Below are 26,383 nucleotides of genomic sequence, written 5' to 3' on the forward strand. Positions count from 1 at the left end.
GCGGTGCGAGCGCGCAGGGCGAACACCGGATCGGGTCGTGATCGACCCGATCCGGTGCGCGTGTCACGGGTAGGTCGAGCCGGTGAAGAAGTCGCCGGTCGAGGAGCCGAGGCCCGCGTCGGGCGTGGAGGAACCCAGTCCCGCGTCGCCGGTGGAGGATCCGGTGAAGAAGTCGCCCGTGCCCGCGATCAGATCGTGGGCCACGTCGCGGATCGCGCCCAGTACCGTTCCGGCCACCTCCGACGCGGCCGGATGCAGCAACAGGTCGAGATAGGCGCTCATGTGCGCCCCCTTTCATGCACCGCCGCCGGAACGGCGGTAGTGGTGTGAGGTAGAACACGAGGAGGCTAGCTGCCGCTCCGGCAACGCACAACCATGCAGGTAGATGGCCGAAAACAAATGTGAAATATAGCCTTTCGCTATCTGTTCGCAACTTTGGCGACCGCTCGGCTACTCTGCGAGCTATGCCTGTACGCCCTGCCACCGTCGAACGCCTGCGCCCGTTCGGCGCCACGATCTTCGCCGAGATGACCGAGCTCGCCGTCGCACACGACGCGGTGAATCTCGGGCAGGGCTTTCCCGACTCCGACGGTCCGGCGGGCATGCTCGAGGTCGCGCGCCGGGCCATCGCCGACGGACTCAACCAGTACCCGCCGGGGCGCGGGATGGCGGTGCTGCGCAAGGCGATCGCCGCCGACCGACGGCGCCGCTACGGCACCGAGTACGACCCCGACACCGAGATCCTGGTGACCGTCGGCGCGACGGAGGCGATCAGCGCGACCCTGCTCGGCCTGGTCGAACCGGGCCAGGAAGTCGTGCTCATCGAGCCCTACTACGATTCCTATGCCGCCGCCGTGGCCTTGGCGGGCGCGCACCGCCGCACCGCTCGGCTCGTCGCCGAGGGGGACCGGTTCGTTCTCGACCTGGACAGCCTGCGCGCCGCCGTCACCCCCGCCACCCGGGTGATCATGGTGAATTCACCGCACAATCCGACCGGCGCGGTCCTGTCTCGGAACGATCTGACAGCCATCGCCGAGATCGCCTGTGAGCGCGATCTTCTCGTGGTCGCCGACGAGGTGTACGAGCATCTGGTCTACGACGGCGCCGAGCACATCAGCCTGTCGACTCTGCCCGGCATGGCCGAGCGCACCGTGGTGATCTCCAGCGCCGCCAAGACCTTCAGCGTGACCGGCTGGAAGATCGGGTGGGTGTGCGCCCCCGCCTACCTGCTCGACGCGGTGCTCGCGGCAAAACAGTTCCTGACCTTCGTCGGCGGCGGCCCGTTCCAGCCCGCCGTCGCGCACGCGCTGACCGAGGAACTCGACTGGGTGGATAGGTTGCGCGATTCGCTGTCCGAGCGGCGGACACGACTCTCCGCAGCGCTGGCCGAGAGCGGTTGGGAGGTCAAGGCCAGCGACGGAGGGTATTTCGTCTGCGCCGACATCACCCCGCTCGGCGAGACCGACGGGCTGGCCTTCTGTCGCGCGCTGCCCGGCGCCGTCGGGGTCGCGGCGGTGCCGGTCAGTGTGTTCGCCGACAACAAGCAACCCTGGAACAGTCTCGTCCGCTTCACCTTCTGCAAGCGCGACGAGACTTTGGACGAGGGCGTGCGGCGGCTGCGCAAGAATCGCGCGGGAACCTGACACTCGTTGTCAGGTCTGCCTGCCACGATCGCCTCATGACGATGACGCAGTACTACACCGCCACCACGCTCGACGGCTTCCTCGCCGACGAGGACAACTCGCTGAGCTGGCTGTTCGCCGTTGACGACGGTGGCAGCAGCGAACAGGAGATCGGCGCTTTCACCGCGAACGTGGGTGCCATGTGTATGGGCGCCACCACCTACGAATGGCTCCTGGCCAACGAGGCCCCGCAGACCTGGACCGACAACTACGGCGACCTGCCCTGCTGGATATTCACCCACCGCGATCTGCCCACCCTGCCAGGGGCGAACTTGCGTTTCGTCTCCGGTGATGTCGCCGACGTGCACAAAGAGATGGCCGAGGCGGCGGGCGAGCGCAACATCTGGGTGATGGGCGGCGGAGACCTCGCCGGGCAGTTCGCCGACGCCGGGCTGCTCGACGAGGTGATCGTGTCCATCGCCCCGGTCACTCTCGGCGCGGGCGCGCCCCTGCTGCCCCGCCGTATCCTCTCCGACCGGTTGCGCCTGACCGCCTCGTCCACCATGGGCCAGTTCGCCGTGCTCACCTACCGACTGAGCCCCCCGGCCTGATCGCGGGGAATCCGCATCCGGTCAGGCCGGTACCGGCCGGGTGCGGTCGGCGACCAGGAACGCCGCGACTCCGGCCAGCGCGGCGCCCATGACGTAGCGCTGGGTGCGCAACCACAGCGGACGTCGGGTGAGAAATCCCACCAGCCCACCCGCGACGAGCACGATCAGCGCGTTGACCGCCAGCGCCACGGTGATCTGCACCGCACCCAGGCACAGGCTCTGTAGCCAGACGGGGCTGTGCCCCGGCCGGACGAACTGGGGGATCAGCGCCATGTACATGACCGCGATCTTCGGGTTCATCAGATTGGTGACCAACCCCATAGTGAACAGCCTGCGCGCCGGGTCGGCGGGCAGGTCGGCGGGCGCGAACACCGAGACGCCACCGGGTCGCAGCGCCTTCCAGGCCAGCCACAGCAGGTAGGCCGCACCCGCCACCTTTACCGCCGTGTACAGGCCGGGCACCACCGCGAACACCGCCGTGATGCCCGCGGTCGCCGCCGCCAGGTACACCGCGAAACCGGCCGCGACCCCGCCGAGCGATACCAGCCCGGCGCGCTTGCCCTGCGCGACCGTGCGGGAGACCAGATACATCATGTTCGGCCCGGGGGTGAGGACCATCGCCAGCGCCGCCGCCGCGACACCGAGAACCGCCGCCGTCTCGATCATGCTCGCCATCCTCACCCGCCACGTCCGGCCGCGTCTCGGTCCAGTCGGGGGCCCCTGGCCTTGCGGTCTTGCCGACAACCCGCCGCGGAGCGAACCTGCTCGCAGGACACCGCTCCGGAACAAAACCGGCGCCCCGAACGCTGTACCGGCGAGAATGCGCCGTGGGGGTGGTCGGCGGGGTCGGGGACAATGGACGCACCCCATGAGGGCGGCGCCCTGCCAGGGACGGGCAGCACCGAGCTGCGCGGGAAGAACCGCGCCGGGTGCGCCGAGACGAGGAGAGACTGTGACCGACGGTCCGCTGATCGTGCAGAGTGACAAGACGCTGCTGTTGGAGGTCGACCACGAACTGGCCGACGCGGCGCGCCAGGCCATCGCGCCGTTCGCCGAACTGGAACGTGCCCCCGAACACGTGCATACCTACCGGGTGACGCCGCTGGCGCTGTGGAACGCGCGCGCGGCCGGGCACGACGCCGAGCAGGTCGTCGACGCGCTGGTCAGCTTCTCCCGCTACGCCGTACCCCAGCCGCTGCTGGTCGACATCGTCGACACCATGGCCCGCTACGGGCGTCTGCAGCTGGTCAAGCATCCCGCGCACGGGCTCACCCTGGTCAGCCTGGACCGCGCGGTGCTCGAAGAGGTGCTCCGGCACAAGAAGATCGCCCCGATGCTCGGCGCGCGCATCGACGACGACACCGTGGCCGTGCATCCCTCCGAACGCGGCCGGATCAAGCAGATGCTGCTCAAGATCGGCTGGCCCGCCGACGATCTCGCCGGGTACGTCGACGGCGAGGCGCACCCGATCGAGCTCGACTACGAGGGCGGGCACTGGCACCTGCGCGACTACCAGGAACTGGCCGCCGACTCGTTCTGGGCGGGCGGTTCCGGGGTGGTGGTGCTGCCCTGCGGCGCGGGCAAGACGATGGTCGGCGCGGCGGCGATGGCCAAGGCCAAGGCCACCACGCTGATCCTGGTGACCAACACCGTCGCGGGCAGGCAGTGGCGGCGCGAACTGCTGGCGCGCACGTCGCTGACCGAGGACGAGATCGGCGAGTACTCCGGCGAGCGCAAGGAGATCCGGCCCGTCACCATCGCCACATATCAGGTGATCACCCGCCGCACCAAGGGCGAGTACAAGCACCTGGAGCTGTTCGACAGCCGCGACTGGGGCCTGGTCATCTACGACGAGGTGCACCTGCTGCCCGCACCGGTCTTCCGGATGACCGCGGACCTGCAGTCCCGGCGCAGGCTCGGGCTCACCGCGACGCTGGTCCGCGAGGACGGTCGCGAGGGCGACGTGTTCTCCCTCATCGGCCCCAAGCGCTACGACGCGCCGTGGAAGGACATCGAGGCGCAGGGCTGGATCGCCCCGGCCGAGTGCGTCGAGGTGCGCGTCACCCTCACCGACGCCGAACGGATGTCCTACGCCACCGCCGAGCCGGAGGACCGCTACAAGCTGTGCTCGACCGCGCGCACCAAGGTCGCCGTGGTCGAATCCATTCTCGGCAGGCATCCCGATTCGCAGAAACTCGTGATCGGCGCCTACCTCGACCAGCTCGAGGAACTGGGTGCGGCGCTGGACGCGCCGGTGATCCAGGGTTCCACCAGGACGAAGGAGCGCGAGGCGCTCTTCGACGCCTTCCGGCGCGGGGAGATCCCGGTGCTCGTGGTGAGCAAGGTGGCCAATTTCTCCATCGACCTGCCCGAGGCCTCGGTGGCGGTGCAGGTGTCGGGCACCTTCGGGTCGAGGCAGGAGGAGGCCCAGCGCCTCGGCCGCCTGCTGCGGCCCAAGCACGACGGCGGACAGGCGCACTTCTATTCGGTGGTCGCCCGCGACACCCTCGACGCCGAATACGCCGCGCACCGTCAGCGCTTCCTCGCCGAGCAGGGCTACGCGTACCGCATCACCGACGCCGACGATCTGCTCGGTCCGGCGATCGGGTGATCGCGCCGGTCGGTCCGGGAACGCGGCCGGATAAGTGGAGGCAAAACCTCCGCAACGTGTGCTAGGAAGAATACGTGCGAAGCTTCGAATTCGCGGTGGACCGGGGGCATGCACACGCGGTGAACGAAGTGCTCGCCGCCATGCGTCGCCGTCGCCTGCTCGCGATCGCCGCCGCGATCGCCTCGGCGCTGGTGACCGCCCTGCTCGTCCGGCTGGACCATCCGTGGTCCTATCTGCTCGCGGTGGCCTTCGCGCTTGGCACGATCATCGCCGGGTGGGTGGCGCTGCGCGCCCCTGGCCGCTCGCGCATCGACCGTCTCTACGCAGCCGGTGAACTGGTGCCCGCGGTGGTCTCGCGCATCCGTCCCCGCGCCCTGGTGCTGCTGGCGCTGGTCGACGTCGCCGGGCCGGACGCATCCGGTCCGCGCTACGCGCTGGTCACCAGGCGGGTCCGCGCGTTGCCCGGTCATCAGAAGCGTCCCGGCGAACGGGTGCCCGCGGTGGCGGTGCGCATCGAAGCGGCGCCGCGGCCGGTGGGGGAGCGCTGGCAATCGGTGAGTCCCATGCCGATCGCCTGGGGCACCACCGATCCCGCGGTGATCGAGCGTGCCCGCGCGGCCATCAGCGAAGCGGAGTGGCGGCTGCTCGCCGACAATCTCGCGCTCGCCGACAAGGTGAGACGCACCGCCGCCAAACGCTTGCTGCTCGACCACCGGCAGCTGCCCGACCTGGGCGGCTGAACGCGCGGAGTCCGGCGGGGGACGCGGCGCGTCGAGTGATCGGGTCGGCGCGACGCACTAGCGTGCACGGTGGCTCCGGCTGCTCGGCCGGGCGGTGGCTCGGCGGAAAAGGGGTGGCAGCGGGTGCGGTCGGCGATTCTGGGCGCGGCGGTGGTGGCCGCGCTGCTCGCGGGTACGGGTCCGGCCGCGGCGCAACCCGATCCGTTCGTCGGAGCGCCGGGACTCGGCGACGCCTACTACCCGCTGGACGGCAACGGCGGATACGACGTCCGCCACTACGATCTCACCCTCGCCTACGATCCGCCGAGCAGGCGGCTGGACGGGACCGCCCGCATCGACGCGGCGGCCACCCAGCCGTTGCGCGCGTTCAACCTCGACTACAGCGGTCCGCCGGTCACCGGTGTGACGGTGAATCAGCTCCCGGCCGGGTTCGACCGCCACGGCGAACACGAGCTCACCATCACCCCGTTGCTGCCCCTGCTGCCCGGCCTGCCGTTCACCGTGACCGTCCACTACGGCGGCGAGGCGGTGGAGAACGCGGGCGCGGGCTGGACGTTCACCCCGAACGGCGGCGCGTTCGCGGCGGGTGAGCCGCATTCGGCGAGCACCTGGTACCCGCTCAACGACACCCCACGGGACAAGGCGACCTTCGCCTTGCGTGCCACCGTGCCCGCCGACTGGGAGGTCGTCTCCATCGGCAGGCGCACCGGCAACGTGGTGAACGGGCCGTCGCGCACCGTCACCTGGGAATCGCGGCACCCGGTGATCGGCTACCTCACCACCGTGGCGGTCGATCGGTTCACCTTCCTCGAACAGCGCCGCGCCGACGGCACCCCGCTGCTGAGCGCCTTCGCCCCGGCGGCCGGGGACAAGATCGCCTTCGAACGCCGGTTGCCGGAAATCCTCGACTTCACCGAACAGCTCTACGGCCCCTATCCCTTCGACACCGCGGGCGGCATCCACCTCGACACCGACCTGCCGTTCTCGCTGGAGACCCAGACCCGCCCGCTCTACGCACCGTGGACCGACCTGAACACCGTCGTGCACGAGATCGCCCATCAGTGGTGGGGCGATTCCGTCACCATCCGGGACTGGTCCGACATCTGCCTGCACGAGTGCTTCGCGAGCTACACCGCTGATTACCTGTGGCCGGAGCGGGTCGAGAGAACAGACGTCGACGCGCGCTACCGCGCGACCATCGCACGGCGGAAGGACTCGCCGGATTTCTGGGAGATTCCGCTGCAGAATCCCGGTGCGGGACGCGAATTCAGCTCGGTCTATTACCGCGGACCGCTGTTCCTGCACGCGCTGCGCAGGCTGATCGGCGACGAGGTCTTCTTCGCCGCGCTGCGCGAATTCCTGGCCCGCCACGCCTACGGCAACGCTTCCATGGCGGATTTCCGCGCCTTCCTGTCATCGAGGACCGGGACGGATCTGACCGGTTTCCTCGCCGCCTGGCTCGACGGGACGACCCCGCCGCCCCCGGAGTATCTGTATCCGGCGGATCTGCGGCCCTAGCGGCTCGCGTCGGAGAGTTCCCCGACGCGATCACGAGCCCGCCGTACGCGGCGCTCGGCCCGCTCGACCTGCCGTTGCGCGGTGTCGAGTTCGTCCTGAGCGCCGCGTTGCGCGGTGCGGGCGAACCGGCGTTGCTGCTCGGCGTGGGCCAGCTCCGCGCGCAGCCGCTCGATCTCCGCCTCGCAGCGCAGCAGCGCTCGATCGGCGCGTTCGGCCTCGGCGTGGGCAGCGGCCAGCGCCGCGCGTTCGGACTCCAGCGTCTGGACGAGATCGTCGAGTTCCCCGCGCGCCCTGTCCAATTCGCGCCGGGCTCGATCCCGCTGCCTGGTCCGCTCGACGTTGTCGGCCTTCTTCGGCGTCGCCGCGCCCTTCTTCGATGTCGTCGCGGGCGGTTTCTTCTTCGCGGGCTGCTTTCCGGCCCGCGCAATGTCGCCTTTCGTGTGGGTGGCCTGCGTTCCGGCGGCCCGGCCGCGGCGCGCCGGCTCGGTCGCGTCGCCGTCGACCGCGACCAGTTCCGGCCCCGCGGGTCCGAAGCCGGCATAGGTCGCCGCGGTGGCCAGTGTCCCGGTGCGCACCCGCTCGGCGACCTCCGGATCGGCCAGCGCGGCGTTCAGGGTCTGGACGACCTCACGGATCGCGTTCTCGGGTAGACGTTTTCCCTGTTCAGCGGTCAGCTCGCCCGCGCGGCGGGCGAGCGCGGAGACCGCCTGCTGACGTTGTGTGGTGAGCCCCCGCAACTGCTCGCCCGACAGTTCCCGCTGGGCCCGGCGCAGTTGCTCGCCGAGCGCGAGCAGCGCGGCGACCTCGTCATTCGCTCGTCTGACGAGCAGATTCACCGCCCAGGCGGTGAGCGTGGGTTTACGCAGGGCCCCGATGGCGGCGGCGAGTCGTTTGTCGCCCGCGCGGGTGGCGGCGGCGGCCCGCTCGTCGCGGGCCGCGACGAAATCGGCCGGTACCAGGCCGTACAAGTCGACGGCGACCTCTTCCAGCGGCATACTTGCCAAGCGTAACGACCCGGCCCCGAGGAGCGACACTGTTCAAGAATTGGGCAGGCGTCCACTTCGTGGGCGATTTCTGAAAGGCTTTACTCAGTGGATCTTTCCGGCTACCTCCTCCTCGGCCAGCTGCTTCCGCGCGTTATCGGCTACTCCCTGTTGGGAATGCACGGGCTCAGCCTCTGAGCGCTCCCCGGCGCGCGCCGAGGCGGCAGCTCGACGACCCCGGCGCGCGCGCGGGTATTCTCCTCGTCGTTCACGAAAAACGGCGTTCACGAGAACCACGTGAACGACATTCGGTGAGAGAGGTTTTCACGTGAAGTTCCGGGGACCGAGGCTGCTGGCGCGTATCGCGCTCGCCCTCCTGGCGGCGGCCGCGCTCGCGGTCGTGATGAGTGGCTGTTCGGCCATCGACGACGCGACGAAGTCCGATGTGGCCAAGACGAAGGTCGGCGACTGCATCAACATCACCGACAATTCGACGACCGCCACCGAAGGCGAGCCCGCCGACTGCTCCACCCCGCAAGCGGTCTACAAGGTGCATCAGAGCTTCGACGAGCAGACCGAGTGCGCCTCCAACGAGTACACCAGCTACACCGAGCAGTTGCCGACCGGAGGCACCACGTTCCTGTGCCTGGCGCCCAATTTCGCACAGGACGCCTGCTACAACGACGTCGGCACCTCGCCCTACAAGTGGGTGGACTGCTCGTCCCCGGACGCGACTTTCAAGGTGGTGCAGCGTGTCGACGGCGAGACCGACGAACTGCTCTGCGACAGCGGTGAGGAATTCATCGTCGTCTCCGACCCCAAGACGCTGTTCTGCCTGAGCACGCCCTAGTCCCGCCTCACTCCAGCAGTGCCACCGAGGCGATGCGATGCAGGGTGAAGTGCCGGACCGCGCCTGTCACCGGGTCCAGCGCGTCCAGCCGGCCGTTGCCGACCCGCAGCGGCTCGACCACCCGCTGCAACGCCACACCCTGCGCATCGACGTAGCCGATGTTCACCGGCCGCCGCGCCCGCGCCGCCAATTGCAGCAGCGCGAGTGTGGCGGCCGTGCTGGTTCTGGTGCCGTCCGAGCGCACCGCGTGCCCCGACCGCGCCCCCGCGGCCCGTTCTCCGGCCCGTAGCTCGGCGACCAGCAGCGCGAGCTGTTCGGTGTTCGGTGGCATCGGTCGATACGCCTGCCTGGCATGGGGGCGGGTGGAAATCCGCGCGCCGCGCGGGCGCAGATCGACGATGCCGCCGGAGGAGTCCTCGCCCGCCGGGGCGAAACCCGCGCCGCGTAATTGTTCGAGCACCTCACCCAACGGCGCCTGCGAGATCGCCACCGTCGGGGCCACCGCCCGCAACGCGAGCAGCCCGGCCACCGGATCGGCCAGTACCTGCGCGAGCAGGGCCGGATCGTCGCTGCGCACGAAAGACTGCGCCATCCCCGCCCTGAGCTGCCCGTGCCTGCGCGCCACATCGTCGATCAGGTAGGTCAGCGCCTGCGGCACCGGGGTACGGGAGCGGGTGGCGAACAGGCTGTGCAGTTCGGCGGCGGTCAGGCCGGCGTCGAGCGCGCGGCGCACCGAGTTCTCGCCGATCCGGTACACCGTGGCCGCGCCCGCGGATTCGATGTCGGCCACCAGGGACATGCGCTGGGCCAGTTCGCCGACCAGGGGGCCCGGCGCGATCACCGTCAGGTCCGCCTGCACGAGCACGTGATCCACCGGTTCGGGCAGCGCCGCGTCCATCTCGGCTTCGGCGTCGGCGGCCGAGGTGACCGTGTCGTGCAACAGCGCCCTGGCCGCCGGAGCCAGCGCGCCCCGTCCGAGCAAGCCGAGTGCCGAGGCCTCGGCGAGGGTGTTCTCCACCGCCTCCTGCCGGAAATGCCTGCGCCGCCGCGGCTGCCGCCAGGCGAGCGCCCGGCCCAGGTCGGCGGCATCCAGCGCGGTGCCGGAGGGCTGCTCGGCGAGCACGCCGAGGACGGCGCGGCGGTCGCGCGGGGCGTACGGCAGGCGCAGTTCGGCCGACAGTGCCGCCAGCGGCTTGTCGTTGCTGTCGCGCATCCCGATCATCCACGGCATCCGGTCCAGATCCAGCCACACCATCGCCAGCACCGTCCAGCGGCGCGCGGGCGGACCGTCCAGCCACGCGTCCGAGGCCGGGGTGGGCGCCCAGTAGTCGACCGAGTCGGAATCGGTATCCGGCGGCGGCTCGGGCTGCCCCTTCTCGATGAGTTTGGCGGCGGCGAGCACTTCGACCAACAGTGCGGCCCGCTCCTCCTCGATGCCGGTCTGCTTGGCGATGCGGCGCAACTCCCGCACACCGAGCCCGCCCGCCCGCAACGCCGGGGCGGGCGACCGGCTCAGCGCCGCGAGGATGTCGGCGCAATGGCGCAGCAGCTCGCCGACTTCGCCCGCGGCCACGGCGGCGACCTCGACAGGCGAGTGCTTGGCAGGCCTGGTGCGCGGCGGGGTCAGCACGTTGGGAGCGGTGACCGGTTCTCGGCGCAGCATCTGTGCGACGGTGACCGGCAGCTCCACGGTTTCCTCGTCGATCCGGTCGAGCAGCCGCAACGCGATCAGCCGGGGCACCGGCCGGTCCGCCGGTGCGTCCGGGGCGGCGTCTTTGGTGCGCCCGCGCGGGCCGGTGGTGGCGAGCTTGTCCAGCAGCGCCCGCTCGGGTGCGCCCAGTTCGGCCAGCGCGGCCTCGATCTCGGGTTCGGTGAGCGCGTCGGAGAGTTCCACGGCGGCGCCCAGCGGCCACGGCAACGCCTCGGCGGCCGCGGGTACCAGGCGCAGGGCGTCATCGTCGATCCAGACCAGCGCCCGCCCGGTCAGCCGCTCCAATGCGGCGTCCATCGCGGCCTTGGCCGCCCGGCCCTTCCATTGCGCGTGCAGTGCTCGGCGGGTCAGCGGCTCGGGGTCGCCGGACTGCGCGCGGCAGGCCAGCAGATCGATGATCGCGAACTCCAGGGTGTCCAGATCCTCGCAGGCCCGCAGTACCGAAGCCCGCTGTTCGGCCCGCGCCGCCAGCACCGTCATCGACGAGGGCAGCGGGACCGCCAGATCGGGCCGGGCTTGCAGCAGCGCGACCAACTGGGCATCGCTGCGGGATGCCAGCCACCCCGCCAGGGAATCGGTCGTGCTCATCATGACCACCCTACGATGTCGCCTGCGCCGCACCGGAGGCACGCCGGAATCGGTTCGTGCCAGAATGACCTTGTGGTGAACAAATCGAAGAAGCCCTATGTGGACAATGGTTGGCCCCAGGTGGCGGAAGGTGACCATGCGGTCACCGAACTGGCCGCCAATCGGGCCGGCAATCTCTCGCCCTACGGGGAGGACACGGAATTTCCGCTGCCCGCCGAGAAATTGCCGTACCGGCACCCGCACACGGTGATCAACCGCTGATCCGGGACGTGCCCCAGAGTGGGACAAGGCCCCCGCCTCGATGAGGCGGGGGCCTTGTTCGTTGGCGTATCGGGGAACTCAGGAGGGCAGCAGGCCCTTGTTCGCCTCGAAGAAATCGACCACGTGCGGGTCGAGTTGCACATTGCTGGACTTGGCGGCGTTGAAGAAGTCGAGCGCGGGCTGCGGAATCTGCACACCCTGCTGCTGCACGGTCGCGATCGCGCGATCGACGGCCTGGAACAGGTCCTGGTTCGGATCGGCCTGGGCCTGCGGGGCCGCCTGGGCCGGGTTCCAGCCGAAGGATTCGGGGGCGGTCGGGGCCTCGCGCATGGTCGGCGCGCTGCTCAGACCGAGCTTGGCGGAGCAGGAGGGCCAGGCGCCCCAGCCCTGGGAGGCGAGCACCTTCTCGGCGACCACGATCTGCTCTTCACGGGTGGCCTGGTTCGCGCTGGCAGCGAACTCACCGCCGCCGTGCGCCTTCCAGGTGCTCGGCGAGAACTGCAGGCCGCCTTGGTAACCATTGCCGGTGTTGATGCCCCAGTTGCCGCCGGCCTCGCACTGCGCGAGGCGATCCCAGTCGGAGTCGGGAGCCGCGCTGGCGTTTCCGGCGAGGGCGGCACTCGCGGTACCGAAGATCGCGCCGGTGACGGCGACCTTGGCAACAGTGCGCCCGGTGGAGGTCGGCTTGCGATGGCGTCCACTCATATCGGGTGTCTTCCTCTCGTACGCACCTGCGAGGATTCGCTCGGGTTCGGACTGAGAGGTCGTCCGTCCCGCCCTCACCCCTGAGGCGGTCGGGTGTCCGGTACCCGCGGGGCGAGGTTCGGTGCGGCGGGCCGGTGGCGCCGGGACTGCCCGGCTGGGATAGACCGTACGACGGTTCCCGCGAAAAATCACTATTTGGTAACCGGCGTGTGGAAGTCGGTCTCGGTGCTGTCTCGCGTGCGCGTGCAGGCGTACGCGCAGCTAGAAGGCGGGTAGGCGGGCGGCCGCGCCGCTGAGGCCGGGCCGTGATCACACCGTTATGTGATGAGTATCACAGTATGGTTCGTCACGCGGGTCCTGCGGGGTAATCGGTCTCGCGCCTCAGCGCGAGCGTCTACCCGACCACAGCGCGAATATCACCGCGAGCAGGAAACCGGCCGGCGCGAGCATCGCGGCCAGGTACAGCCACAGCGCCGGCTCGCCGTCGGAAACGACAGGGCTGACGAAGATGGCGACGATCGCGAGCAGGCCCGCGGCGAACAGCGCGAGCGCCAGCTTCAGCAACCAATCGGCCGAGCGGGACGAGCCGGATCGGGGTGAACCGGGGCGGGGAGAGTTGGTCACCGCTGCACCGTAAAACTGATGTGCTCGGCGTATGGTCACCGGGGTAGACTCGGGTAATCGCGTCCTGCACCATCTGTGGGGCGCGTTCTTGTGCACGGACCATCGGGGTCCGGGTGTCGAAACGATGAACGGGTGAGCGCAGTGCCGACCGGCCGGGTGAAGTGGTACGACGTCGAGAAGGGCTTCGGCTTCCTGTCCCAGGACGAGGGGGAGGACGTCTACGTCCGCTCTTCGGCGCTGCCCGAAGGCGTCGAAGGACTCAAGCCGGGGCAGCGCGTCGAATTCGGCATGGCGGCGGGTCGCCGCGGCCCCCAGGCGCTGAGCCTCAAGCTGATCGACGCGCCGCCGTCGCTGCGCCAGAGCCAGGGCGCCGAGCGTGGCGGCCGCAAAGAACCCGCCGGTCCGCGGCGCGCGCCCGACGAGCTGCACGGCCTGGTCGAGGACATGATCACCCTGCTCGAGACCAAGGTGCAGCCCGACCTGCGCAAGGGGCGCTACCCCGACCGCAAGACCGCCAAGACCATCTCCGATGTCGTCCGGGCGGTCGCGCGCGAGCTCGATCACTGATCTGGTCCGTCGGCGCCGAGCTCTTCCCGACGCCTTCCCGGCCACCCGGACGCAGTCCCGTGACAGCGCCCTTCCCGTGACAGAGGCCCCACCGCTCGGCGGGGCCTCTGTCATAGGCGTCCCCGAGTGTCACGGCCGGTCGGCCGTGGGCATCACCGGGCCACCGGATGTCACTGCTGCTCGTCGCCGCCGAGGGTGCCGGTGCGGATGGACCAGGAGGCGTGCGGCACGGTCGTCTCCCGGCCCGCCTCGTCGATCGCGGGGACGGGAAGCTGGATCTCCACGCCGATCAGGCGCAGGCCCGGTGCGGGCTGGGAATCGATGGTCAGCGCGAGGGTGCCCGGTGCGTAGTCGGAGTGGTAGATCTCCTGCGTGAGGATCTCCTCGTCGCCGGGCAAGGCGTAGACGAGCAGCCCCTGCCAGGGCGCGTCGGCGATCTCCGACGGCAGCGACAGTTGCAGCGGGTAGCCCGGCGGCGTCTCCAGGTCGACGACCCGGTTCTGCCTGCAGTCGGCCAAGTCCAGCCGGTCCTCACCGATCAGGCGCAGATCGCAGTACTGGTACGGCGGAACCGTGACCGCGGTGCCGTAGGCGTACGCGGTGATCTCCGGATCCTGCCTCGGTGCGTTGCGCACCGCGATCGTCACGACCACGGCGATCACGGCGACCAGCGCCAGCAGTCCCGCTCCGGCCAGCGCGGCGATCAGACGCCCGCGCCCGCGGCCTGCCCCGCTCATCGCGCCGCCCACGCGGAACGTCGATCATCCAACGCCGGGTCGTTCACCGCTGGTTCTTTCACCGCTGGTCCATTCACCGCTGGTCCATTCACCGCTGGTCCATTCAACTCAGCGTTCTCCCGTCATCCTGGTTCGGCTCTTTCCGGGTTGCCGTCGCGGTGGCGCGACGGTGGCGTGCACTTCCTGTTCGGCGTGCTGGGGCCGGTTGCCGCCGAGGCCGGGCAGAATGCTGTGACCCCGATAGCTCAGGAAGGTCTGGGCCAGCCCGAGCACGAGTATTCCCGACACCACCGCGAAGCCGATCCAGTACTCGGTCGGCAGCAGCACCCCGGCCGCCCCGCCGATCACCCAGCTCAGCTGCAGCGCCGTCTCCGAGCGCCCGAATCCGGACGCGATCGACTCCGGTGGCAGATCGTCCTGGATCGAGGCGTCCAGCGACACCTTCGCCAGCGCGCTGGCCGCCGAGGCCACCAGCGCGGCCACCACCGCGCCGAGCAGGTTGTCGGCGAACACCGCGAACAGCGCGACTGCGGTGCAGGCCGCGGTGGCGCCGACCACGATGACCGAGGGCCGTCCCAGCGCGAGGCGCGCGCCGGTGGCGTTGCCCGCGAAGTTGCCGATGCCCGCGGCCGCGCCCACCGCGCCGAGCATCAGCGCCTGCTGCAACGGACGGTGTTCGGTGGCTTTGGCGACGAAGGCGATGTAGAAGGTGAGGAAGCCGGTGAGCACCCGGATGGAGCTGTTGCCCCACAGGCCGGAGACCACCGCGCGGCCGAGCGGTTGCCTGCGTTTGCGCGCGGGCACGGCCGATTCGGTGCCCGGTCGCAGCACCTCGGTGCGCGCGTCGTCGCCGTGGTAGCCGAAGGTGGCGGGCACTTCCCCCTCGGTGATCTCCACCCAGCGTGGGATGCGCAGGCTCAGATAGGCGCCGCCGATCGCGATGACGGTCGCCAGGATCAGCGACCCGGTGGACCCCGCGACGGCGGCGATCGCCCCGGCTACCGCGCCCGCGCCGATGGTGCCGCCGACCAGGCCGAAGACCGTCAGCCGGGAGTTGGTACGGACGAGGTCTATCTCCGGCGGCAGCACTCTCGGCGTGACCGCGCTCTTGAGCACCGCGAACGATTTGGAGCCGATCATCATGCCCAGCGCCAGCGGATACAGCGCCCAGGAGTCGAACTGCACCACCAGGACGACCGCCAGCACGGCGCGCACCCCGAACGAGGTGGCCAGCGCCAGCCTGCGCCCGCGCTGCAACCGGTCCAGCAGCGGGCCGATGAGCGGGGCGATCACCGCGAACGGCGCGATGGTGATCAGCAGATACAGCGCGACCTTGGACTTGCTCTCGGCGGTCGCGCTGGCGAAGAACAAGGTGTTGGCCAGCGAGACCGCGATGGCGGCGTCGAGGGCGAAGTTCGCCATGGTGGCGTAGGTCAGGGCGGTCAGCCCGGACTTGTCGGCGCCGTCGGCTTTGGCCGCGCGCTGGAAAGTGGCGATGCCCTTCTCGGTCAGCTGCTTGCCGCGCATGGCGGCCACCCTGGTTACGGTCAGCTTGCGCGGCACGGGCTGCTCACGGGGAGGGCGGCTGTGCTCCGCGTCGGTGTTCTGTCCGTCGAGCGGCCGGGTGGGTGGGCCGGGTGCGGCACGGTATGTCTCGGGCCGGTGCGATTCGGTTCGGGGTGGCGCGCTTCGGCCGGGCGCGGTGGGTCCGGCCGGGGGCCTCGGACCGGCCGCGGTGCCGCGCTTCTCCAGTGGGCCCAGCGGCGGGCGGCGGGGCGCGTAGCGTTCGGGATCGAGCGGGGGCAGCGCTGTGCGCCGTCGCGTGGGCGAGTTCGGCGGCGGGTACCTGTCGTGGCCGGGATGCCGTTCGATCGGTGGTGGTTCGTCCGCGTTCCGCTGACCGCCGTCCCACGGACCACGCTCGCAACCGTGCGGATCGCGGGAGGTAGTCACCCCCCAATTCTGGCCCACCGTGTCGCGGACGGTTCACTCGCGCTCGCCGACGTGGTCTCTGGGATCGGTCATTCCGGGACGAAACGGACTTCGAACACGGCGGGCCAGTACTTGCCGGTGACCAGGAACCGATCGGTGCCAGGCAACGCGGCGATACCGTTGGCCACCTGGGCGTCGGCGCGTTCGGCGCGGGTGAGCAACCCGCCCAGGTCCGCCACCGCGAGCACCTGGCCGGTCTCCGGGTCGATGCGCAGTATCCGGTTGCTCGGATAGTCGTTGGCGTAGACGAAACCATCTGGCGCGCAATCCAATTCGTTGAGATGCGCATCCCTTCTGTTCGACAGGCGCAGCGTGCCGGTGGCCTCGAAAGTGACCGGATCACGAAAGGTCAGCGTGTCGCTGCCGTCACTCATCACCAGCGTGTCGCCTCTCGCGCACAGGCCCCAGCCCTCGCCGTCGTAGCTCACCTCGCGCAGCACGCGCAGCGTTTCGGGGTCGCGGGCGAAGGCCACGCCCTCACGCCAGGTGAGTTGCCACAGGATCGCTCCGGCGTGGGTGATGCCCTCCCCGAAGTAGGCGTCGTCCAGCACTGCGCGGGCGAGTTCGGCTCCGGTGGAAAGATCGGTGGCCCGCACACCCGAACGGCCGGTCAGGCCGGTGCTCTCGTAGAGCACGCCGCCGACGACTTCGAGGCCCTGGGTGAACGCCTCGCGGTCGTGTGGCCGGGTGCCGACGACCTCGACACGCAGCCGTGGGGCGGGGTCCGCGGGCTGCCCGCATCCCGCCGCGACGAGCGCGCCGACCAGCACACCGGCGGCCGACGCACGCAGAGTGCGTTCCATACGGCAAAATGTAGGCCGTGAGCGCTGTTTCTGTTTCCGAGCCCGACGTGCGTCCCGTCCTGGTCGATGCCGCCGACCTGGCTCGCCGTGCGCTCGTGGAGTTGGAACCGAACGGGGTCGGCATCCATCTCGGCGTCACCGCCGAAGGTGATTCCGCCGCCACCCACCGCTTCGAGTCCACTCTCCCCGGCTATCGCGGCTGGCAGTGGGCGGTGGTGGTGGCCGCGCCCCCTGGCGCCGACTACGCCACGGTCAGCGAATCCGCGCTGCTACCGGGCCCCGAGGCCCTCGTCGCACCCGATTTCATCCCGTGGGAGCAGCGCATCCGGCCGGGCGACCTCGCCCCCGGCGACCTGCTGGCACCGCCCGCCGACGACCCGCGTCTGGTCCCCGGCTACGTCGCCAACGGCGACCCGGAAATCGACGAGCTGGCCCGCGAGGTCGGCCTCGGTCGGACCAAGGTGCTCAGCCTCGAAGGCCGCGCCGAGGCAGCCGAACGCTGGTACGCCGAGCACGGTCCCGACACCGATATGGCCCGGGCCGCCCCCGGCGTCTGCGGCAGCTGCGGCTTCTACCTCCCGCTATCCGGTGCCCTGCGTGCCGCCTTCGGCGTCTGCGGCAATGCGATGGGCGCCGACGGGATGGTCGTGCATGTCGAGTACGGCTGCGGCGCGCACTCCGACGTCGAACTGCCCACCGGCGGCGGTTCGCCCCGCCACGAGGCCTATGACGACGCGGCCGTGGATCTCGTCCCCGCCGCGGAACTGCGCAGGCCCGCCCCCGCCGCCGACGGTGCATCGCCCGAGGTGGCCGATTCCGCCGACGCGGGTGCTTCGCCCGAGGTTGGTGTGCCGGAGGGGGATGCCGCCTCTCCCGAAGCTGCCGTGTTCTCCGAGGCTTCCTCGTCCGACGGGACGGCGCCGGATCCCACGTCGATGCCCGGCGACGCCGTGCCCCACGAAGCCGTCGAATCCGAGCGCGCTGTCGTGACCGCTGAGGTCGCCTTGTCCACCGATGCCGCCGCGTCACTCCGCGCGGCTGTGTCCGGCGAGGTTGCGGCGGCTTCCGGTGAGGCAGTCCACGACGCGACGGCGGTGACCGGCGAGGCGCCCGTGCCGGGGGAGGCTGCGGTGTCCGGTGAGGCTGCGGTGTCCGACGACCTTGCCGCGTCCGACGACCTTGCGGTGTCCGATGAAATTGCGGTGTCCGATGACATCGCCGCGTCCGATGACATCGCCGTGTCCGACGGCCTTGCCGCGTCCGATGAAGTTGTCGCGCAGGAGGACGGCGAGACCGGGGCCGAGGCCCCAGTGGCGGACGGTGTACAGGTCGGTGGGTCCGACTCCGACTCGCCGGAGCCCTCGTCATCGGCGTCGAACTGAGCGATCCGGCCGATCCCTTCGGGACGGCGGCGTTGCGTGCGGGCATCCTCGCGGCCTGGCGGGATTCGCCGACGCGCCTGCGTGAGGACGCCGCCACCGAGGCGGACCTGGTGCGCGCGGGCTACCGGGATCGGCTGCTGACCGAACTGGCGCAGAACGCCGCCGACGCCGCGCGCAGGGCCGGGGTGCCGGGCAGGCTGGCCGTCCGCCTCGCCGGTGACACGCTGCATGTCATGAATACCGGTGCGCCGCTCGACCTTTCCGGCGTGCACGCGCTGACCGCGCTGCGCGCGTCCGGCAAGTCGGAGACCGGCGAGAACGTCGGCCGATTCGGCGTCGGCTTCACCGCCGTGCGATCGGTGAGCGACGAAATCGAACTCCGGTCCCGCGCGGGGGGCCTGTGCTTCTCCCTGACGGCCACGCGCGCCGCGCTCACCGAGGCGGCCGTGCCCGAAACCGAGACCGCCCCGGCGGTCCTGCGTCTGGCCTGGCCCGCGGCCCACGCACCCGCCGACGGCTGGGACACCGAGATCGTGCTCCTGCTGCGCGACGAGGTGGACCGCTCCGGTCTCCGCGCGGCCATGCGTGCCGAAGCCGTCGACCTCCTGCTCGAACTGCCCGCCCTGCGGGAGATCCGCATCGGCGAGGACGTGTTCACCGCCGAGGTGACCCCGGTTCCGTCCGGACCCCGACACCCGGCCGACGTCGATGGGCCCGTGGGCGCCATCGATGCCGACATCCTCGGCGACCACGACGGTGATGGTGACAGCGCGGACGACTCGCACGGCTCGGGCGGTCCGGGCCTCGAGGAGGTCCGGGTGCACACGCCGGACGGTTCCCTCACCTGGTGGCAGTACCGCACGCGCAGATCGCGCTGGCTGCTGCCCGTGCGCGACGGTCGTCCGGTCCCGGTCGTCGAGGATGTGCTGCGCGCGCCCACCCGCTCCGACGAGGAGCTGTCGCTGCCCGCTCTCCTCGTCGCCGACCTCCCCATGCAGCCCGACCGCCGCCGCGCGTTGCCCGGCGCCCGGGTGTCTCCACTGGCCGAGGGCTACGCGGATTTCGCGCGCGCTCTGCCCGAACATGCCCGCCTGGCGCTGGTGCCCGCTCCCGGATTCGCGCGCAGCGAGATCGACGGCCTGCTGCGCGAAGCCCTGCTGCACGAACTGCGCACGCATCCGTGGTTGCCGGTGCTCGGCCCGGTCGAACACGGCATCCCCGGCGCCGCACCGACGACTACGGGCGCTGTGCTCGCTGATCCGGGCGCCGAGTCCGGTCGCCCGGTCGGCACTCTCGAAGGCGCGCAAGCAGCCCGGGCCCACTCGGCTTCTGCCTCCGACGGCCCGGACGCCGTACCGAGCACGCGGAGTGCGGTGCTCGCCGCCCGGCGCGCGACAGTGGCGCTACCGACGCGGGCGAGTGTCTTCCCCGGGCTCACAGCAGAACTCGCGGTCCTGCTCGATGAGTTGATCGGGCCGCTGGTACCGCCAGGATTGTCGGGGCCCGCGCACGCGGAGGCGCTGGCGGTGCTCGATGTGCACCGGCTGGGTCTGGCGCGGGTCGCGGAGTCGACCTCGGGTCTACGCCGGCCCCCCGCCTGGTGGCGTGCGTTGTACGCGGCACTGGAACCGTTCGTGGTGGATCCGGTCGCGGCGGAGGCGTTGGGCGCGTTGGCGGTTCCGCTCTCCGACGATCGAGTGGTGACGGGGCCGCGGACCGTGGTGCTCGACGACGGGCTCGGCGTGGCCGTGGCGCTGCCGTGGGCGCGGCTGGTGCATCCGCAGGCCGCGCATCCGTTGCTGGCACGGCTGGGAGCGCGCACGGCGACGGCGGCGGATCTGCTCGCCGACCCGGCATTGCGGGCCCACCTGGACGACGATCCCGGCGACCCGGACATCGTCGATGCCGTGTTGCGGCTGGTCCCGCGCGCCGCGCCGCAGTCCCTGCCCGCCTGGCTCGGTCTGCTCGAATTGCCCGACAGCACCGGTGCACCGCGTCCCGCCGACGAACTGCTGTTGCCCGGCGCGCCGCTGGGCGAACTGCTGGTCGCCGATTCGCCGTTCGGGGTGGTCGCCGCCGAGACGGTGCGGGAGTACGGCGCGGAGGCGCTGCGGGCGATCGGGGTCGGCTGGAACTTCGGGCTGGTCAGCGAAACCGATCCGACGGGACCCGATCATCACCTCGACGACGAGGAACACTGGTGGGCCGGCTTGGAGTCCGATCCCGAGCACCTCGTCGCGGTACGCGATCTCGACCTCGTCGACGACGCGGCCTGGCCGCGCGCGCTTCGCCTGCTGACCACCGATCCGCGCACCGCCGACCTGTTCACCGACCCGCGGGGCTACACCCCCTGGTGGCTGCGCGAGCACGCCCGCTACGACGGAATCCCGCTCGGCCACCACAGATTCCCCGGCGATCCGGAATTCGCCGGTCTGCTACCGGATTTCCCGGCAGCCGACGTCGACCCCGCACGGCTGGCCCTGCTGCGCACCGTCCTGGCCGATCCCGCCGTCATCGACACCGATCTCGCCCACGCTCTGCTCGACGCGCTGGCCGACCCGCGGCGCCGTCCGGACCCCGCCGTGGTCGCGGGCGCGCACCGCCGTCTGGCCGCCGCCGTCGCCGGGGGCAGGCTCGACGTAGCCGAGCTCGATCTGCCCGATCGGGTGCGCGCGCTCTCCGGCGCGGCGGTGGACGCCCGCGAGGCGATGGTGCTCGACCTGCCCTGGTTCGGGCTCGCGATCTCCCCGCAACGGCTGGTCGCCGGGTCGGCCGAGCACGCCGACGCGCTGGCCGGCCTGCTGGACCTGCCGCTGGTCTCCGAAGCGGTCTCGGCCGAGGTGCTCGGCGAGGGCAGGCACACCACCTGGTCGGAAGAACCGCTCGCCGTGGTGCTGGCCGAATTGTTCGCCGCGCCGGTGGCGGGCGGTGAATTGGTCCTGCACACCGAGCTTCGGGTAAGACTCGACGGTGCGGTGCGCGGCACCGTGGCGGTGCCGTGGTGGCGCGAGGGCGCCGTCACCCACGTGCTCGCCCCCGAACCGATCGGCTGAGTGCCGGATCAGGAGCCGGAGGCGTCGTCCGAGCCCGCGACGGCGTACCCGGTGACCATGTCGGTGAGCAGATCCAGTTGGGTGCGCACCGCCGCGCTGTCGTTGTCCACCAGCCAGCGCAGCACCAGCCCGTCGATCATGTTCAGCGTGAACCGGCTCAGGGTCTGCACCGGGACCGACCATTCGGTGCCGGTCGCCTCGCGGGCGTGATCGAGGATGTCGGCGACGGTCGAGTCGTTGAAGGTGTACTGCTCGCGGGCGATCGCGAGCTTCGCCGGGGTCGTCTCGCCTTCGCGCAATGCGTAGGTCGTCGTCTCGTAGGTCAGCAGCTGACGCTCGGGGGTGGCCTCGATGTTGAGCCACATGAGTTCCAGCCCGGCGCGCACCAATTGTCGAAGCGCTTCTATTCCGGTTCCGGCGTCTTGCCATACCGCTTCGTCGGCGTCCACGGAATCGCGTAATTCCATGGCGAGCGCTTTGGCCAGTTCGGTCATCAGCGCGTCTTTGTTTTCGAAACAGTAGTGCACCACTCCGAGCGAAACACCGGCTGCCTGAGCGACATCGCGCGTGGTCACGCCCGCGACGCCCTTCTTCTCGGCCAAGCCGATAGCCGCCTCGACAAGGTGGGCCCGTCGTTCTTCGACGCTCAATCGGGAGGACACTCCAGCGAGTTAAGCCGTCCGAACTCGCACAGTCAATTCTCTGTTATCTGTGGTGTCACTGGACGTTTGTCCAGTTGTGTGGTTCGCTGCGACCTGGAGAAAGGGAGGCTCGATGCGCAACGCTGTCACCGGAACTCACCCGGCGGGAATGGATCGCCGGACTCTGCTGGCCCGCACCGGCGTCACGACGGCCGCGCTCGCGGTCGCGGGCGCGGTGTCCTCCGGCCGCGCCGCGACGGCATCGGCCGCCCCCGTCGCCGGATATCGGGTCGGCGCGGGCATCTCCGATCTCACCGGCCCGGCCGCCGAGTGCGGCATGATGGGCTACTCCCAGCTCGGCCAGGACACCGCGGGAATCCACCTGCGTCCCCGCGCCCGCGCCTATGTGTTCGAGGCGGGTGGTGAGCGGGTGGTGTTCGCCGTCGCCGAGAACGGCATGATCTTCCAGTCCGTGCACCGTGGCGTCCTGCTCGAACTCGCCCGCCGCTACGGCGATCTCTACACCGAGCGCAACGTCCTGCTCACCTCCACCCATTCGCACGCCTGCTGCGGTGGTTCCAGCCACGACTACGCCTACAACTTGTCGATCCTCGGCTTCCAGCAGCAGGTCTACGACGCCGAGGTGAACGGCATCGTGGAGGCCGTCGCCGCCGCCCACGACGACCTCGGCCCGGCCACGCTGGCACTGGGCCGGGCCGAACTGCACGACGCGAGCGTGAACCGTTCCCGCGTCGCCTTCGACCGGAATCCGGCCGCGGACAAGCAGCACTTCCCCGCCGCCATCGATCCGGCCGTCACCGCGCTGGCGATCGACAAGGGCGGCAGACGGGTCGGCGCGATCACCTGGTTCGCCACCCACAACACGTCGATGACCAACGAGAATCGGCTGATCAGCTCGGACAACAAGGGCTACGCCTCGTTCGCGCACGAGTACCTCGACCACGGCGTCCGCTATCTCGACGGCCGACCGGATTTCATCGCCGCCTTCGCCCAGACCAACGCGGGTGACATGTCGCCCAACCTGAACCTGCGCCCCGGCTCGGGGCCGACCGAGAACGAATTCGACAACACCCGCGTCATCGGCGAGCGTCAATACGCGGCATCGGTCGCCGCGCTGGGGGCCGCGCGGCCGATCAGCGGTCCGGTCGGCGCCCTGCTGTGCTACATCGACCTCGCCGACACAGCCGTGGACGGGCGCTTCACTCCCGACGGGCAGCCGCGCCGCACCACGACCGCCGCCGCGGGCCTCTCGCTGATCGCGGGCAGCGTCGAGGACGGCCCCGGCCTCCCCGGCAGTCCCGTCCCGGAAGGCGTGCGCAATCCGATGATCGACGCGCTCGGCGATCCCGGCCGGCCCGCACCGTCCTGGCTCGCGGACGCGCAGGCGCCCAAGGTGATCGCCGCGCCGCTGGGCTTGTTGCCGCCGGTGCCGTGGGTGCCCAGCGTGGTGCCGATCCAGGTGATGCGGATCGGGGAGCTGTATCTGGCGGCCGCGGGCGGCGAGTTCACCATCGTCGCCGGTCTGCGGGTGCGCCGCGCGGTCGCCGCGGCGCTCGGCGTGGCCACCGAACAGGTCCTCCTGCAGGGTTACGCGAACGCCTACCACCAGTACGTGACCACGCCGGAGGAGTACGACGCCCAGCAGTACGAGGGCGGCTCGACGCTCTACGGCCGCTACACCCTGCCCGCCTACCTGCAGGAGTTCACCCGTCTGGCAACGGCATTCGCGGCAGGAGCGGGAATCGATCGCGGCCCCGCGCCCCGGGACCTTTCCGGGGCGCAGCCGAACTTCGTGCCCGCGCCCGGCCCGGACGCCGCGCCCGTGGGCCGCGCGTTCGGCGATGTGCTCGTCCAGCCCGCCGGGACCTACGCGCCGGGCGGGCAGGCGGCGGTCGAATTCGTCTCGGCGCACCCGAAACACAATCCGCGCCGTAACGGCACCTTCCTCGAGATCCAGCGTCGCGACGGGGACCGCTGGGTGCGCGTCGCCAACGAGGGGGAGTGGGCGGTGCGCTTCTACTGGAGCAAGCGCGGCGCAGCGGAATCGGTCGCCCGCTTCACCTGGGATATCCCCGCCGATGCTCCGGCGGGCCGCTACCGTTTCGTGCATTTCGCCGACCAGCGCACCGCCGGTGGTGAGCTGCGTTCGTTCACCGGCACCAGCGAAGAGTTCACGATCGGCTGAAGCCCGCCGCGCGAAGCCTCCGCCGCGCTGAGTCTCCGCCGCGCTGAGTCTCCGCCGCGCTGAGTCTCCGCCGCTCTGAGTCTCCGCCGCGCGGAGACTCAGAGCCCGGTCTGCGCGCCCTTGTCGCCGCGGCGGGCGCCACGCCGCTGGATCAGGAAGATCACCAGGGCCAGCCCGCCGACGAGCACCCCCATCGCGCAGACGGGACGGATCGACTCCCAACGATCCCCACCTGCCCACACGACGATCGAGGCGAGCACCCACAACGCGATGCCGACGGCGAGCACGGGTCGGGGATCGGTCAGGCGCGCCGGGATCTGCGGTACTTCGGGGGTCACCGCCCCAGGGTAGCGGGGCGAACAGGCGTAGCGTCCAGGGCGCTTCCCGTATCGTTTGGCGGGTGACGACGACCCCTTCGGATGTGAGAGCCCTGGCCGGCGAGCTGTCGCTGGCGGTGGTCCGGCTCACGCGACATCTCCGCGGCCGCCGCGCCGATTCACCGGTTTCGCTGACCCAGCTGTCGGCACTCGCGGCCCTGCGCCGCGACGGGGCCATGACGCCGGGCATGCTGGCCGCCAGAGAACGGGTCCAACCGCCCTCGATGACCAGGGTGATCGCTTCGCTGTCGGACATGAATCTGGTGCAGCGACAGCCGCATCCGACCGATGGGCGTCAGATCATCGTCTCGCTGTCCGAGGCGGGTGAGGCGGTGCTCGCCGACGAAGCCAGCGCTCGCGAGGCCTGGATGACCGAGCAGCTGTCCACCTTGTCGGAGTCTCAGCTCGAGGTGCTCGGCGAGGCCGTCGCGATCATGAAGCAGATCGTCGCCGAATCCGAATAGACAGCCGGGTGGGCTCGCCCGCCGGAATCAGCGCCCACCGAAAGCCTGGTCCGTGTCGACGATCTCGCGCCCCAACGGGAACAGCGACAGCGGGACGAACTTGAGGTTTGCCCATCCGAACGGAATCCCGATGATCGAGAGGAACAGCGGGATGCTGGTGAGCAGGTGCCCGATCGCCAGCCACCAGCCGGCGACGACGAACCAGATGATGTTGCCGATCAGTGACCCCGCGCCCGCGTCGGGCTTCTCCACTGTCGTGCGCCCGAACGGCCACAGCACATAGACGGCGATGCGGAACGAGGCGATCCCGAACGGGATGGTGATGATCAGCAGGCAGCAGATGATGCCGGCGACGATGTAGCCCAGCGCCATCCAGAATCCCGCGAAGATCAACCACAGGATGTTGAGCACCAGCTGAATCGGCTTCACGTCCACCAGCATGCCAGCTTCCGGCGCGGTGCGCCGTAGGCGCAGGTCGCCGCGGCCGTGTGGCCGCCGCCGCGGCGCCCCGCGCGGTCCGGCAGGATGGGCGGGTGGCCCAAGTGATCGACGTGGACGACCCGGCCGACCCGCGGGTCGATGATTTCCGAGATCTGTCGAACGCCGACCGGCGGCCCGACCTGCCCGGTCGCAAGGGGCTGGTGATCGCCGAAGGCGTGGTCGTCGTGCAGCGCATGCTGAGCTCGCGGTTCACCCCGAGCGCTCTGCTGGGCGTCGGGCGGCGTCTGGACGAACTCGCCGACGATCTCGCCCGCGTCGACGTGCCCTGTTACCGGACAGACGCGCACACGATGGCCGAGATCGTCGGTTTCCACCTCAACCGGGGCGTGCTCGCGGTCGCGCCGCGCCCCGCCGAGCTGAGCGTGCCCGAGGTGCTCGCCGGGGCACGCACGGTCGCGGTGCTCGAGGGCGTCAACGATCACGAGAACCTCGGCTCGATGTTCCGCAATGCCGCCGGGCTCGGCGTCGACGCCGTCCTGTTCGGGCAGCGCTGCTCGGATCCGCTCTACCGCCGCTCGGTGCGGGTGTCCATGGGGCACGTGCTGCGGGTGCCGTTCGCCCGGCTGTCCGCCTGGCCGCGGGACCTGGACATCCTGCGCGCGGAGGGGTTCCAGCTCATCGCCCTGACCCCGGATCCGGCTGCGGCGAACCTGGCGAGCGCCATGACCGGTGAGCGGGTGGCCCTGCTGCTCGGCGCGGAAGGCCCCGGCCTCACCGAGGAGACGATGCGAGCCTGCGATGTCCGGGCCCGCATCCCGATGACGCCCGGCACCGATTCGCTCAATGTCGCCACCGCTGCCGCGATGGCGTTCTACGAACGGGTCCGCAACTCGTGA

At 70.6% G+C, this 26,383-nt stretch carries 25 protein-coding genes; 13 read left to right on the forward strand and 12 right to left on the reverse strand.

The window, feature by feature from the left end:
* Positions 1–63 precede the first annotated feature (63 nt).
* Complete coding sequence (locus tag IU449_RS15765; protein ID WP_195002847.1) at positions 64–282, reverse strand: hypothetical protein; 219 nt, start codon at positions 280–282, stop codon at positions 64–66.
* Between the two features lie 182 nt (positions 283–464).
* On the opposite strand from IU449_RS15765, the gene IU449_RS15770 reads away from it, so the two are divergent.
* Together IU449_RS15770 and IU449_RS15775 are read left to right on the forward strand one after the other, a co-directional pair.
* Complete coding sequence (locus IU449_RS15770; protein WP_195002848.1) at positions 465–1,643, forward strand: pyridoxal phosphate-dependent aminotransferase; 1,179 nt, start codon at positions 465–467, stop codon at positions 1,641–1,643.
* A 35-nt stretch (positions 1,644–1,678) separates the two neighbouring features.
* Entirely contained in the window at positions 1,679–2,233 is a 555-nt protein-coding gene (locus IU449_RS15775) for a dihydrofolate reductase family protein (RefSeq protein ID WP_195002849.1), read from the forward strand.
* Between the two features lie 21 nt (positions 2,234–2,254).
* Here the strand turns inward: IU449_RS15775 and IU449_RS15780 are convergent, their stop codons facing one another.
* Positions 2,255–2,899 carry a LysE family translocator gene (locus IU449_RS15780; RefSeq protein ID WP_195002850.1) on the reverse strand — a complete coding sequence of 215 codons (645 nt, stop codon included), beginning with the start codon at positions 2,897–2,899 and terminating at the stop codon, positions 2,255–2,257.
* Between the two features lie 286 nt (positions 2,900–3,185).
* Between IU449_RS15780 and IU449_RS15785 the strand changes: the two genes are divergently transcribed.
* The 3 genes from IU449_RS15785 (at position 3,186) to IU449_RS15795 (ending at position 7,102) form a co-directional block, all read left to right on the forward strand.
* Complete coding sequence (locus IU449_RS15785; protein WP_195002851.1) at positions 3,186–4,844, forward strand: DNA repair helicase XPB; 1,659 nt, start codon at positions 3,186–3,188, stop codon at positions 4,842–4,844.
* 74 nt (positions 4,845–4,918) lie between these two features.
* The gene (locus IU449_RS15790; protein WP_195002852.1) at positions 4,919–5,584 is read left to right on the forward strand and encodes a DUF3239 domain-containing protein; all 666 of its coding nucleotides are present in this window, start codon (positions 4,919–4,921) and stop codon (positions 5,582–5,584) included.
* Positions 5,585–5,653: 69 nt separating this feature from the next.
* Positions 5,654–7,102, forward strand: a complete 1,449-nt coding sequence (locus IU449_RS15795) for a M1 family metallopeptidase (protein WP_324188272.1) — start codon at positions 5,654–5,656, stop codon at positions 7,100–7,102.
* Here IU449_RS15795 and IU449_RS15800 read toward each other — a convergent pair.
* Positions 7,099–8,097: a hypothetical protein gene (locus IU449_RS15800; RefSeq protein ID WP_195002853.1), complete on the reverse strand. Its 999-nt coding sequence runs from the start codon at positions 8,095–8,097 to the stop codon at positions 7,099–7,101. The genes IU449_RS15795 and IU449_RS15800 overlap by 4 nt on opposite strands.
* 316 nt (positions 8,098–8,413) lie before the next feature.
* Between IU449_RS15800 and IU449_RS15805 the strand changes: the two genes are divergently transcribed.
* Positions 8,414–8,935 carry an LppU/SCO3897 family protein gene (locus IU449_RS15805; RefSeq protein WP_195002854.1) on the forward strand — a complete coding sequence of 174 codons (522 nt, stop codon included), beginning with the start codon at positions 8,414–8,416 and terminating at the stop codon, positions 8,933–8,935.
* A gap of 7 nt (positions 8,936–8,942) precedes the next feature.
* On the opposite strand, the gene IU449_RS15810 is transcribed toward IU449_RS15805, so the two are convergent.
* Complete coding sequence (locus IU449_RS15810) at positions 8,943–11,234, reverse strand: helicase-associated domain-containing protein (RefSeq protein ID WP_195002855.1); 2,292 nt, start codon at positions 11,232–11,234, stop codon at positions 8,943–8,945.
* Positions 11,235–11,306: 72 nt separating this feature from the next.
* On the opposite strand from IU449_RS15810, the gene IU449_RS15815 reads away from it, so the two are divergent.
* Positions 11,307–11,495 (forward strand): hypothetical protein, encoded by a 189-nt coding sequence (locus tag IU449_RS15815; RefSeq protein WP_195002856.1) that lies wholly within the window; start codon positions 11,307–11,309, stop codon positions 11,493–11,495.
* Positions 11,496–11,573: 78 nt separating this feature from the next.
* On the opposite strand, the gene IU449_RS15820 is transcribed toward IU449_RS15815, so the two are convergent.
* Together IU449_RS15820 and IU449_RS15825 are read right to left on the reverse strand one after the other, a co-directional pair.
* Positions 11,574–12,200: a transglycosylase family protein gene (locus IU449_RS15820; RefSeq protein WP_195002857.1), complete on the reverse strand. Its 627-nt coding sequence runs from the start codon at positions 12,198–12,200 to the stop codon at positions 11,574–11,576.
* A 381-nt stretch (positions 12,201–12,581) separates the two neighbouring features.
* Complete coding sequence (locus IU449_RS15825; protein ID WP_324188273.1) at positions 12,582–12,824, reverse strand: hypothetical protein; 243 nt, start codon at positions 12,822–12,824, stop codon at positions 12,582–12,584.
* Between the two features lie 141 nt (positions 12,825–12,965).
* Between IU449_RS15825 and IU449_RS15830 the strand changes: the two genes are divergently transcribed.
* Positions 12,966–13,391: a cold-shock protein gene (locus IU449_RS15830; protein ID WP_067862052.1), complete on the forward strand. Its 426-nt coding sequence runs from the start codon at positions 12,966–12,968 to the stop codon at positions 13,389–13,391.
* Between the two features lie 170 nt (positions 13,392–13,561).
* Here the strand turns inward: IU449_RS15830 and IU449_RS15835 are convergent, their stop codons facing one another.
* The 3 genes from IU449_RS15835 to IU449_RS15845 all read right to left on the reverse strand — a co-directional run bounded on the left by IU449_RS15835 (position 13,562) and on the right by IU449_RS15845 (position 16,923).
* Complete coding sequence (locus IU449_RS15835) at positions 13,562–14,128, reverse strand: DUF2771 domain-containing protein (protein ID WP_195002858.1); 567 nt, start codon at positions 14,126–14,128, stop codon at positions 13,562–13,564.
* A gap of 108 nt (positions 14,129–14,236) precedes the next feature.
* On the reverse strand, positions 14,237–16,081 hold the full coding sequence (locus tag IU449_RS15840; protein ID WP_195002859.1) for an MFS transporter: 1,845 nt from the start codon (positions 16,079–16,081) through the stop codon (positions 14,237–14,239).
* Positions 16,082–16,149: 68 nt separating this feature from the next.
* Positions 16,150–16,923 (reverse strand): glutaminyl-peptide cyclotransferase, encoded by a 774-nt coding sequence (locus tag IU449_RS15845; RefSeq protein WP_195002860.1) that lies wholly within the window; start codon positions 16,921–16,923, stop codon positions 16,150–16,152.
* Between the two features lie 17 nt (positions 16,924–16,940).
* Between IU449_RS15845 and IU449_RS29860 the strand changes: the two genes are divergently transcribed.
* Both IU449_RS29860 and IU449_RS15855 read left to right on the forward strand, forming a co-directional pair.
* The gene (locus tag IU449_RS29860; protein ID WP_195002861.1) at positions 16,941–18,305 is read left to right on the forward strand and encodes a DUF3027 domain-containing protein; all 1,365 of its coding nucleotides are present in this window, start codon (positions 16,941–16,943) and stop codon (positions 18,303–18,305) included.
* 32 nt (positions 18,306–18,337) lie between these two features.
* Positions 18,338–21,358 carry a sacsin N-terminal ATP-binding-like domain-containing protein gene (locus tag IU449_RS15855; RefSeq protein ID WP_228804749.1) on the forward strand — a complete coding sequence of 1,007 codons (3,021 nt, stop codon included), beginning with the start codon at positions 18,338–18,340 and terminating at the stop codon, positions 21,356–21,358.
* 8 nt (positions 21,359–21,366) lie between these two features.
* On the opposite strand, the gene IU449_RS15860 is transcribed toward IU449_RS15855, so the two are convergent.
* Entirely contained in the window at positions 21,367–22,020 is a 654-nt protein-coding gene (locus IU449_RS15860; protein WP_324188274.1) for a TetR/AcrR family transcriptional regulator, read from the reverse strand.
* A 112-nt stretch (positions 22,021–22,132) separates the two neighbouring features.
* Between IU449_RS15860 and IU449_RS15865 the strand changes: the two genes are divergently transcribed.
* Positions 22,133–24,205 carry a neutral/alkaline ceramidase gene (locus tag IU449_RS15865; protein ID WP_228804751.1) on the forward strand — a complete coding sequence of 691 codons (2,073 nt, stop codon included), beginning with the start codon at positions 22,133–22,135 and terminating at the stop codon, positions 24,203–24,205.
* A 98-nt stretch (positions 24,206–24,303) separates the two neighbouring features.
* Here IU449_RS15865 and IU449_RS15870 read toward each other — a convergent pair whose 3' ends face one another.
* On the reverse strand, positions 24,304–24,543 hold the full coding sequence (locus IU449_RS15870) for a DUF2530 domain-containing protein (RefSeq protein ID WP_195002862.1): 240 nt from the start codon (positions 24,541–24,543) through the stop codon (positions 24,304–24,306).
* Between the two features lie 62 nt (positions 24,544–24,605).
* Here IU449_RS15870 and IU449_RS15875 point away from each other — a divergent pair, with 62 nt between their 5' ends.
* The gene (locus tag IU449_RS15875; RefSeq protein ID WP_195002863.1) at positions 24,606–25,046 is read left to right on the forward strand and encodes a MarR family winged helix-turn-helix transcriptional regulator; all 441 of its coding nucleotides are present in this window, start codon (positions 24,606–24,608) and stop codon (positions 25,044–25,046) included.
* A gap of 27 nt (positions 25,047–25,073) precedes the next feature.
* On the opposite strand, the gene IU449_RS15880 is transcribed toward IU449_RS15875, so the two are convergent.
* A complete protein-coding gene (locus tag IU449_RS15880) occupies positions 25,074–25,487 on the reverse strand; it encodes a YccF domain-containing protein (protein WP_228804753.1) in 414 nt (137 codons plus the stop codon).
* Between the two features lie 92 nt (positions 25,488–25,579).
* Here IU449_RS15880 and IU449_RS15885 point away from each other — a divergent pair, with 92 nt between their 5' ends.
* Complete coding sequence (locus IU449_RS15885; RefSeq protein WP_195002864.1) at positions 25,580–26,383, forward strand: TrmH family RNA methyltransferase; 804 nt, start codon at positions 25,580–25,582, stop codon at positions 26,381–26,383.

The sequence above is a fragment of the Nocardia higoensis genome, from assembly GCF_015477835.1.
Lineage (GTDB): Bacteria > Actinomycetota > Actinomycetes > Mycobacteriales > Mycobacteriaceae > Nocardia > Nocardia higoensis_A.

Coding starts and splice junctions, on each gene's coding strand:
- IU449_RS15765 (WP_195002847.1), bottom strand. CDS start 282: ATGAGCGCCTATCTCGACCTGTTGCTGCATCCGGCCGCGTCGGAGGTG.
- IU449_RS15770 (WP_195002848.1), top strand. CDS start 465: ATGCCTGTACGCCCTGCCACCGTCGAACGCCTGCGCCCGTTCGGCGCC.
- IU449_RS15775 (WP_195002849.1), top strand. CDS start 1,679: ATGACGATGACGCAGTACTACACCGCCACCACGCTCGACGGCTTCCTC.
- IU449_RS15780 (WP_195002850.1), bottom strand. CDS start 2,899: ATGATCGAGACGGCGGCGGTTCTCGGTGTCGCGGCGGCGGCGCTGGCG.
- IU449_RS15800 (WP_195002853.1), bottom strand. CDS start 8,097: ATGCCGCTGGAAGAGGTCGCCGTCGACTTGTACGGCCTGGTACCGGCC.
- IU449_RS15810 (WP_195002855.1), bottom strand. CDS start 11,234: ATGAGCACGACCGATTCCCTGGCGGGGTGGCTGGCATCCCGCAGCGAT.
- IU449_RS15820 (WP_195002857.1), bottom strand. CDS start 12,200: ATGAGTGGACGCCATCGCAAGCCGACCTCCACCGGGCGCACTGTTGCC.
- IU449_RS15835 (WP_195002858.1), bottom strand. CDS start 14,128: ATGAGCGGGGCAGGCCGCGGGCGCGGGCGTCTGATCGCCGCGCTGGCC.
- IU449_RS15845 (WP_195002860.1), bottom strand. CDS start 16,923: ATGGAACGCACTCTGCGTGCGTCGGCCGCCGGTGTGCTGGTCGGCGCG.
- IU449_RS15865 (WP_228804751.1), top strand. CDS start 22,133: ATGCGCAACGCTGTCACCGGAACTCACCCGGCGGGAATGGATCGCCGG.
- IU449_RS15880 (WP_228804753.1), bottom strand. CDS start 25,487: ATGCTGGTGGACGTGAAGCCGATTCAGCTGGTGCTCAACATCCTGTGG.